Annotated in this window: 7 protein-coding genes and 1 pseudogene; all 8 read left to right on the forward strand. The window is 67.2% G+C overall.

Annotation, left to right across the window (positions count from 1 at the left end; all coding sequences use genetic code 11):
- A pseudogene (locus AC5E6L_RS11435) lies at nt 1-321 on the forward strand (MBL fold metallo-hydrolase); the annotation flags it as partial.
- Nucleotides 322-330: 9 nt separating this feature from the next.
- Entirely contained in the window at nt 331-741 is a 411-nt protein-coding gene (mce, locus tag AC5E6L_RS11440; protein WP_491228598.1) for a methylmalonyl-CoA epimerase, read from the forward strand.
- Nucleotides 741-1,019, forward strand: coding sequence for a DUF1467 family protein (locus AC5E6L_RS11445; RefSeq protein WP_491228597.1), 279 nt, complete (start codon nt 741-743; stop codon nt 1,017-1,019). The genes mce and AC5E6L_RS11445 overlap by 1 nt, the downstream gene beginning before the upstream one ends.
- A 468-nt stretch (nt 1,020-1,487) precedes the next feature.
- A complete protein-coding gene (proS, locus tag AC5E6L_RS11450; protein ID WP_491773398.1) occupies nt 1,488-2,813 on the forward strand; it encodes a proline--tRNA ligase in 1,326 nt (441 codons plus the stop codon).
- A 91-nt stretch (nt 2,814-2,904) separates the two neighbouring features.
- Complete coding sequence (locus AC5E6L_RS11455) at nt 2,905-4,131, forward strand: lipoprotein-releasing ABC transporter permease subunit (RefSeq protein ID WP_491773406.1); 1,227 nt, start codon at nt 2,905-2,907, stop codon at nt 4,129-4,131.
- On the forward strand, nt 4,131-4,823 hold the full coding sequence (locus AC5E6L_RS11460; RefSeq protein ID WP_491773400.1) for an ABC transporter ATP-binding protein: 693 nt from the start codon (nt 4,131-4,133) through the stop codon (nt 4,821-4,823). Before AC5E6L_RS11455 ends, AC5E6L_RS11460 begins: the two co-directional genes overlap by 1 nt.
- Nucleotides 4,824-5,183: 360 nt before the next feature.
- Entirely contained in the window at nt 5,184-8,720 is a 3,537-nt protein-coding gene (gene dnaE, locus AC5E6L_RS11465) for a DNA polymerase III subunit alpha (RefSeq protein ID WP_491773402.1), read from the forward strand.
- Between the two features lie 100 nt (nt 8,721-8,820).
- Nucleotides 8,821-9,594, forward strand: a 774-nt coding sequence (locus tag AC5E6L_RS11470; RefSeq protein ID WP_491773404.1) for an SDR family oxidoreductase, incomplete at its 3' end; no start/stop codon positions are given.

Below are 9,594 nucleotides of genomic sequence, written 5' to 3' on the forward strand. Positions count from 1 at the left end.
GATGACGCGGTCGGGGTGGCCGACCGCCGGCGGCTGTCCTTCGCCGGCCACGTGGCGGTCTCGATCATCCTCGACCGCCGGCACGAGATCGCCCGCGAACCGCAGCTCGTTGCGGTCGGCACCGTCCGCGTCGACGCAAATGGCGAGGACCTTGAGGACATCATGTTCGAGGCGGCCGTGGGCGCTGTCGAGAGCATGCCGCGGTCGCGGCGCAAGGATCTCGACCTGGTCGAGGAGGCCGTCGGGCGGGCCGTGCGCGCCGCCGCCCGCAACGCCTGGGGCAAAAAGCCGCTCGTGACCGTGCTGGTCGATCGGGTGTAGGAGGAGCCGATGATCGGACGTTTGAACCATGTCGCCATCGCCGTGCCGGACCTGGCCTCGGCGGCCTTGAAATACCGCGACACGCTCGGCGCGCGTGTTTCCGAGCCGCAGGCCCTTCCCGACCATGGCGTCACGGTCGTCTTCGTGGAGCTGGGCAACACCAAGACCGAACTGCTCGAACCGCTGGGCGAGGCTTCGCCGATCGCCGCTTTCCTCGGCCGCAATCCCGCCGGCGGCATACACCACATGTGCTATGAGGTCGGCGACATCATCGATGCCCGCGACCGGCTCAGGGCGCGTGGAATGCGCGTTCTCGGAGACGGCGAGCCCAAGACCGGCGCGCATGGCAACCCCGTCCTGTTCCTGCACCCCAAGGATTTCGACGGCACGCTGATCGAACTTGAAGAGGTGCCGGCCTGATGGGCTGGCTGTCGGGGTTCGCCGTCTTCTTCATCATCTGGTGGGTGGTGCTGTTCACCGTGCTGCCGTTCGGCGTGCGCTCGCAACTTGAGGACGGCCATATCGAGCCCGGCACCGAGGCCGGCGCGCCCGTTGCCCCGCGCATCGGCTTCAAGCTGCTGTTGACGACGGCGATCGCCGTTTTGGTCTTTGCCATTTTTTATTGGCTGACGGTCGTGATGGGGTTCAGCGTCGACGACGTGCCCCCCGTGGTGCCGAACCGCGGCCCGGCCGATTGAAGCGGCGCGGCCGTGCCCGAAGAAATTGCAAGACCGAAGCAAATGGCAAGACCGAAGCAAAGGGCAGCGCCAAAGAAAATGGCAGGACCGAAGCCCTGCCATTTCGAAACGGGTGATTTTCCGTTCTTCCTTCGGAAGCGGCGGCTCGTCGAGCGCCGGAAAACCCAGTTCCTCCCGAGACTTTGACCCGTTCCGGTGCTGCCATCGGCATGCCGACCGCAGCGTATCGATGACGGTAGCAATGCCGATCGCGCTTGTCACCCGTAAATCGCGGCTGACTTTTGAATTTTGTGGCATGAATGACCGTGGCTCGTTCCATTCGGCGCGGGCCGGGCGGTGTTCCTCCTGCCGGATCATCGCGCCGACCGCAAAACACAGCCGGTTCCATAAAGGCATGAAAAGCTCTAGAAGGGCCGCGTTCCGGCCGTTGCAGACGTGATTCCGCGGCCCCTCCCAACTGGTTTGCCCATGCGCCTGTCCCGCTATTTTCTGCCCATCCTCAAGGAAAACCCCAAGGAAGCCGAGATCGTCTCGCACCGCATGATGCTGCGCGCCGGCATGATCCGCCAGCAGGCCGCCGGCATCTATTCCTGGCTGCCCCTGGGCAAGAAGGTGCTCGAAAGGGTCAACCGGATCGTGCGCGAGGAACAGGAGCGGGCCGGCGCCATCGAGATATTGATGCCGACGATCCAGCCGGCGCAATTATGGCGCGAGAGCGGCCGCTACGACGATTACGGCCAGGAGATGCTGCGCATCGCCGACCGGCACGGGCGCGACATGCTGTACGGGCCGACCAATGAGGAGATGGTCACCGACATCTTCCGCGGCTACGTGAAATCCTACAGGGACCTGCCGCTGAACCTCTATCATATCCAGTGGAAGTTCCGCGACGAGGTTCGCCCGCGCTTCGGCGTGATGCGCGGTCGCGAGTTCCTGATGAAGGACGCCTATTCGTTCGATCTCGACCATGAAGGCGCCCGCGCCGCCTACAACCGCATGTTCGTGGCCTATCTGCGCACCTTCGAGCGCCTGGGCCTGAAATCGATCCCCATGCGCGCCGACACCGGGCCGATCGGCGGCGATCTCAGCCACGAATTCATCATCCTGGCCGATACGGGCGAATCCGAGGTGTTTTGCCACAGCGCGTTCATGGACATGGCCGTGCCGGGCGCGGGCGTCGACTTTGGCGACGATGCCGCCATCACCGCCATCGTCAAGGCGTGGACGAGGCCCTACGCGGCGACCGACGAGATGCATGACGCGGCCGCCTGGGCGGCGATACCCGAAGGCGACCGGGTGTCCGCGCGCGGCATCGAGGTGGGCCACATCTTCCACTTCGGCACCAAATATTCCCAGGCGATGGACGCCACCGTGGCCGGCCCGGACGGCACGCAGGTGCCGGTGTCGATGGGCTCGTACGGGATCGGCCCGTCTCGTCTCGTCGGCGCCATCATCGAGGCTTTCCATGACGGCGATGGCATTGTCTGGCCACCGAGCGTCGCCCCGTTCGGTGCGGTCATCGTCAACATGAAGCCCGGCGATGCCGGTTGCGACGACTGGTCCGGGCGCGCCTATGCGGCGCTGGCGTCGGCCGGCATCGATCCGCTCTACGACGACACCGACCAGCGGCCGGGCGCCAAGTTCGCCACCGCCGACCTGATCGGGCTGCCCTGGCAGATCGTCGTCGGTCCGCGCGGGGTCAAGGCCGGCCTGGTCGAACTCAAGCACCGCGCGACCGGTGAAAAGCACGAACTGGATCTCGACGCCGCCCTGGCGCGGATCGCGGGAGCCTGAACCGGTGGACGCGCATGCCGCCGGCACGGCCGGAACCGCCGCCGCGGGGCGCAAGGACCGCGCGGCCGGGCCGTTTTCGGCCTTCGAACGGATGATCGCCTGGCGCTATCTGCGCCCGCGCCGCAAGGAGGCGGCGGTCTCGATCGTCACCGTCATCTCGCTGATCGGCGTAACGCTCGGCGTGGCCGCCCTGATCATCGTCATGGCGGTCATGAACGGCTTTCGCGCCGAACTGCTCGATCGCGTTCTCGGGCTGAACGGCCATGTCATCGTCCAGCCCGTCGAGCGCCCGCTCGACGATTATGACGCGGTGGCCGCGCGGATTTCCGCCGTCGACGGCGTCGCGATCGCCGTGCCGCTGATCGAGGGGCAGGTGCTGGCCTCCGGCAATGTCGGCGCGGGCACCGGCGCGCTCGTGCGCGGCGTGCGCGCCGGCGATCTCGACGGCCTGCCGGCGATCTCCGGCAACATCACCGAGGGCTCGCCGGTCGGCTTCCTCGCCGGCGAGGGTGTCCTTGTCGGCAGTCGCATGGCGCGCAATCTGGGTCTGATCGCCGGCGACCGGATCACGCTGGTCTCGCCCGAGGGCGACGTGACCCCGTTCGGCACGACGCCGCGCGTCAAGTCCTATCCGGTCGCGGCCATCTTCGAGATGGGCATGAGCGAATATGACGCCTCGATCATCTTCATGCCGTTTAAGGAGGCGCAGCTTTACTTCAATTCCCAGGGCGTCGCCCAACTGATCGAGGTGTTCGTCGACGATCCCGACGCGGTCGACCGCTACAGACCGCTGATCGAGCAGGCGGCCGACCGGCCCATGTTCATGATCGACTGGCGCCAGCGCAACGCGGCCTTCTTCTCCGCGCTTGTCATCGAGCGCAACGCCATGTTCCTGATCTTGTCGATCGTGGTGCTCGTCGCCTCGCTGAACATCGTTTCCAGCCTGATCATGCTGGTCAAGGAAAAGGGCAGGGGCATCGCGATCCTGCGCACGATGGGCGCCAGCCAGTCGGCGATCCTGCGCATCTTCATCATGGCCGGCACCGGCGTCGGCGTCGTCGGCACCGCCGCCGGCGTGGCGCTCGGCGTCCTGGTGTGCTGGAACATAAGGGCCATTCAGCGCCTGATGAACTGGGTGTCGGGCGCCGAGATATGGGATCCGACGATCCGCTTTCTGAGCGAGATTCCCGCCCGGATGGACCCCGGCGAGACGATCGCGGTGGTCGTCCTGTCGCTGACCCTGTCGTTCCTGGCCGCCATCGTGCCCGCGCGCCGGGCCGCGCGCCTCGATCCGGTCGAAGCGCTGAGGTATGAGTGATGACCGACCCGGTCCTGCGGCTTGAGGCGGTCGAACGCACCTATCGGGAGGCGGACCGCCGGCTCGACGTGCTGCGTGGCGCCGATCTGTCGCTTCAGCCCGGAGAGATGGTGGCGCTGGTCGCTCCGTCGGGTGCGGGCAAGTCGACGCTGCTGCACGCCGCCGGCCTTCTGGAGCGGCCCGATGCGGGCGAGGTCTACCTGTCCGGCCGGCCCTGCGGGTCGCTCGGCGACCGCGAGCGCACCGCCCGGCGTCGCAACGACATCGGCTATGTCTACCAGTTTCACCATTTGCTGCCCGAGTTCTCGGCGCTTGAGAACGTGATGATCCCGCAGATGATCGGCGGCCTCGCCCGGCACGAGGCCGAGAGCCGCGCGCGCGAACTGCTCGACTATATGCGCATCGGCCCGCGCGCCGCGCACCGGCCGGCCGAACTGTCGGGCGGCGAACAGCAGCGCGTCGCCATCGCCCGCGCGGTCGCGAACGCGCCGCTCGTGCTGCTCGCCGACGAGCCGACCGGCAATCTCGATCCGGACACCGCCTCCTATGTGTTCGAGGCGCTGGAGGCGCTGGTGCGCCAGTCGGGCCTTGCGGCCCTGTTCGCCACCCACAATCACGAGCTCGCCCGCCGCATGGACCGCATCGTGACCATGGCCGATGGACGGATCGTGCCGTTCCGAGCCGCCGCCTGACGCTTGGGCGCCGCCGTCGCGCGGACAGGATATTCATACTTTGTTCACCTTTTTCCCAAGGGCATCCCGGTGCGTGGTTTTCTCGTTTGACATGGAAACAAAAAAAGAACATATATAGAATATAGATGAACGGGAGTGGAAAGATGACGGAACTGGCGCAGGATTTTGCAGCCTTCTTCTCGATCGCGACCTTCGTGGCGACCCTCGCCCTGATGATCGGTTATCTGTGAGCGGGCCGCGATCGTCGTGGATTGTCGCGCCGGACGGCTGGACTTGCGCGCTGGATGAAACGACGATGCGGGCGGCGGTCGCGGCGGTGAGTCCGATGATGATGGATCGCCTGGGATTGGGAGATCCGCCTTGGCCGGACAAGCATCAAGGAGCGATGTCGCGACGGGAACCGGCGGTGGGACGGCTCCCGCGCTGATCGATCCCGGCTTTGTGCACCTGCGCGTGCATTCGGCCTACTCGCTGCTGGAGGGCGCGCTCAAGCTCGACGGGATCGTCGGCTGGGCGAAAAGGTGCGGTGCCCCGGCGATCGCGGTGACCGACACATCGAACCTGTTCGGCGCCCTCGAATTCGCGCAGAAGGCGTCGAGCGCCGGCGTCCAGCCTGTCATCGGCTGCCAGATCCCGTTGTGCTTTCACGGCGAGGCGGAAGGTGAACAGCCGGTGGCGCGGGTCGGCAGAAGCCGCCAGGGCGATGCGTCCGTCGTCCTTCTTGCGGCCAACGAGGCCGGCTACCGCAATCTCGTCGAACTGGTCAGCCGCGCCTATCTGGACGAGGTCGATGTCGATGCCGTCCGGCTCCATGACGGCTGGATCGCCGAGCGCGCCGACGGCCTGATCTGCCTGACCGGCGGACCGCACGGTCCGATCGGCGCCGCCCTTGCCGACGGTCACGCCGGGACCGCCGAGGGCAGGCTCGCCGCGCTCTCGGCGATGTTCGGCGACCGGCTCTATGTCGAATTGCAGCGGCATGGCGACTGGGACCGCGCGCTGGAATCGCGCATGGTGCACCTTGCCTACGGGCACCGGCTGCCGCTGGTCGCGACCAACCAGGCCTTCTTCCTGTCCGCCGACGACTTTGAGGCCCATGACGCGCTGATCGCCATTGCCGAGGGCGCGCTCCTGTCGATGGACGATCGCCGCCGGCTCACCGCCGACCATTGGCTCAAGCCCGCCGCGGACATGATCACGCTGTTTTCCGATCTGCCCGAGGCGACCGCCAACACGGTGGAGATCGCGCGCCGCTGCTCCTGGTTTCCGCGCAAGATCGAGCCGATCCTGCCCCGTTTTGCCGCCTTGCCCGAGGGCGCGACGCCCGAGCAGGCCGAACGGGCCGAGGCGGACGAGCTGCGCCGTCAGGCGGTCGAGGGGCTCGATGCGCGCCTTGACCGGCAGGGGATGGCCGACGGCTATGCGCGCGCCGATTACGACTGGCGGCTCGACCACGAGCTTTCGATCATCGAGGGCATGAAGTTCCCGGGCTACTTCCTGATCGTCGCCGACTTCATCAAGTGGGCCAAGGCGCAGAACATCCCCGTCGGGCCGGGGCGCGGCTCCGGCGCGGGCTCGCTGGTCGCCTGGGCGCTGACGATCACCGACATCGATCCCTTGCGCTTTTCGCTGCTGTTCGAGCGCTTCCTCAATCCCGATCGCGTGTCGATGCCCGATTTCGACATCGACTTCTGCCAGGACCGCCGCGACGAGGTGATCCGCTACGTCCAGGACAAGTATGGCCGCGACCAGGTCGCCCAGATCATCACCTTCGGCACGTTGCAGGCGCGGGCGGTGCTGCGCGATGTCGGCCGTGTGCTGGAGATGCCGTACGGCCAGGTCGACCGGCTGTGCAAGCTGGTGCCGAACAATCCCGCAAATCCCACCAAGCTGGCCGACGCGATCGCGGGCGAGGCCAAGTTCGCCGAGGAACGCGAGCGCGAGCCGATCGTCGGCCGCCTGCTGGACATGGCGCTCAAGCTCGAAGGGCTCTACCGCCACGCCTCCACCCATGCGGCGGGCATCGTGATCGGCGACCGGCCGCTGTCGCAGCTCGTGCCGCTCTACCGCGATCCGCGTTCGGACATGCCGGTCACCCAGTTCAACATGAAGTGGGTCGAGGGTGCGGGCCTGGTCAAGTTCGACTTTCTCGGCCTGAAGACGCTGACCGTGCTCGACATGGCCGCCCGGCTGATCGCCCGGCGCGGCGAGGCGGTGGACCTGGCCGCGCTGCCGCTCGACGACGGGCCGACCTACGCGATGATGGGGCGCGGCGAAACGGTCGGCATCTTCCAGGTGGAAAGTCCGGGCATGCGCAAGGCGCTCCTGGGCATGAAGCCCGACCGGATCGAGGACATCATCGCCCTGGTCGCCCTTTACCGGCCCGGACCGATGGACAACATCCCCACCTACAACGCCCGCAAGCACGGCGATGAGGAGATCGCGTCCATCCACGCCAAGATCGACCATCTGGTCGCCGAGACGCAGGGCGTGATCGTCTATCAGGAACAGGTGATGGAGATCGCCCAGCTCCTGGCCGGCTATTCGCTCGGCGAGGCGGACCTTCTGCGCCGCGCCATGGGCAAGAAGATCCGCGCCGAGATGGACAAGCAGCGGGTGCGGTTCGTCGAGGGCGCCGTCGAGCGCGGCGTTTCCAAGCCGCAGGCCGATTTCATCTTCGATCTGCTCGCCAAGTTCGCCGACTATGGCTTCAACAAGTCGCACGCGGCCGCCTATGCGATGGTCTCCTTCCAGACCGCCTATCTGAAGGCGCATTTCCCTGTCGAGTTCCTGGCAGCGTCCATGACCTACGACATGGCCAACACCGACAAGCTCAACGACTTCCGCCGCGATGCCGAACGGCTCGGCATCAAGGTGGTTCCGCCCTCGGTGCAGACCTCGTTCCGCGTCTTCGAGGTCGGCGACGACCGAATCTATTGGGCGCTGGCGGCGATCAAGGGCGTGGGCGAGGCGGCGGTCGACCACATTGTCGCTGTGCGGCCGGAGGGCGGTTTTGCGAGCCTTGAGGATTTCGCCCGGCGGATCGATCCGAAGATCGTCGGCCGGCGCGTGTTCGAGGCGCTGACCGATGCGGGCGCGCTCGACGGCTTCGGCCATGGGCGCGCGACGCTTGCGGCGGGGCTCGACCGCATCCTGGGCCTGTCGCAGCGCGTCGCCGAGGAGGCGGCGAGCGGGCAGGGCGACATTTTCGGGGCGGTGGAGGCGGTCGAGCCCGAACGCCTGTCCCTGCCCGAGGACGCCCACTGGTCGGACGCCGACCGGCTGATGCGCGAGTTGCGGGCGATCGGCTTTTACTTCTCGGCGCATCCGCTCGACGCCTATCAGCCGATCCTCGAAAAGATGCGCGTCCAGACCTATGCGGCGTTCGCCGGCGCCATCAGGGGCGGTGCCACGGCCGGCCGGCTGGCCGGCACGGTGGCCGCCAGGCAGGTGCGCCGCACCCGCACCGGCAACAAGATGGGCATTTTGACCCTGTCGGACCCAACGGGCCAGTATGAGGTGGTCATGTTCTCGGAGATGCTCGACAAATATGCCGAGCTGGCCGAGGCCGGCAAGAGCTTCGTGCTGACCGTCACGGTCCGCCAGCGCGACGACGATTCCATTTCGTTGACATTGACCTCGCTCAGCGCGCTCGACGAGCATGAGGGCGCCGATGCCGCCCACCTGCTGCGCGTCTTCATGCGCGATGCCTCCCCCGCCCGGTCGGTGGCCGGCCAGTTGCGCCAGAAGGGGCCGAGCCCGGTCTCGCTGATCGTCATCAAGCCGGACGGTGCCGGCGAGGTGGAGATCGAGTTGCCGGGCCAGTATGCCGTCTCTGGTCCCCTCGCCAGCGCCATCAAGGCCGTGCCCGGCGTGGTCGACGTCGAACTGGTCTGACATGGCCTTGCGTCACCCCTTGGGGTCGCCGAAGAGCCTTGCCGCCCTTTCGCCCGATCGGCGTGTGTGCCATTGAGCGGCGGTTGAAACGGAGGCCGCCATGGCAGACTTGAACGGCAGGATCGCCATCGTCACGGGCGCATCGCGCGGCATCGGCGAGGCCGCCGCGCGCGAACTGGCCAAAGCGGGCATGAAGGTGGTGCTGGCCGCGCGGTCCACGGTCGACATCGAGCGGATCGCCGCCGAGATCGCCGGCACTGGCGGCGAGGCGATCGCGTTCGCCTGCGACGTTGCGGACCATGCAGCGGTCGCCGCGCTGGTCGAACGGGCGGCCGGCGCCTTCGGAACGGTCGATCTGCTCGTCAACAATGCCGGGATTATCAATCCGATAGCCCGACTTTCGGATTCGGATCCTGAAGCCTGGAACGCTGTGATCGATGTCAACGTCAAGGGCGTCTATCACGCCATCCGCGCGGTCCTGCCGATCATGGAGAAGCAGGGCCACGGCACGATCGTCAACATGTCCTCGGGCGCGGCCTACGGGCCGATGGAGGGCTGGAGCCACTATTGCGCCTCCAAGGCGGCGGTCCTGATGCTGACGCGGGCGGTGGACGACGAATATGGCGGGGCGGGCATCCGCTCGGTGGGCCTCAGTCCGGGAACGGTGGCCACGCGGATGCAGGTCGACATCAAGGCATCGGGCATCAACCCGGTGTCGCAGATGGACCCGGCCGCCCACGCGCCGCCCGAATGGATCGGCCGCGCCATCGTCTGGCTGGCGGGCGCGGGCGCCGACCGGTATCGCGGCGCCGACCTCAAGCTGCGCACCGATGCCGCCGCGCGCGCGGCCATCGGCCTGCCGCCGGCCGGACGG

It is taken from the genome of Roseitalea sp., assembly GCF_984466335.1.

Coding starts and splice junctions, on each gene's coding strand:
- AC5E6L_RS11460 (WP_491773400.1), top strand. CDS start 4,131: ATGACCGACCCGGTCCTGCGGCTTGAGGCGGTCGAACGCACCTATCGG.
- AC5E6L_RS11445 (WP_491228597.1), top strand. CDS start 741: ATGGGCTGGCTGTCGGGGTTCGCCGTCTTCTTCATCATCTGGTGGGTG.
- proS (WP_491773398.1), top strand. CDS start 1,488: ATGCGCCTGTCCCGCTATTTTCTGCCCATCCTCAAGGAAAACCCCAAG.
- mce (WP_491228598.1), top strand. CDS start 331: ATGATCGGACGTTTGAACCATGTCGCCATCGCCGTGCCGGACCTGGCC.
- AC5E6L_RS11455 (WP_491773406.1), top strand. CDS start 2,905: ATGATCGCCTGGCGCTATCTGCGCCCGCGCCGCAAGGAGGCGGCGGTC.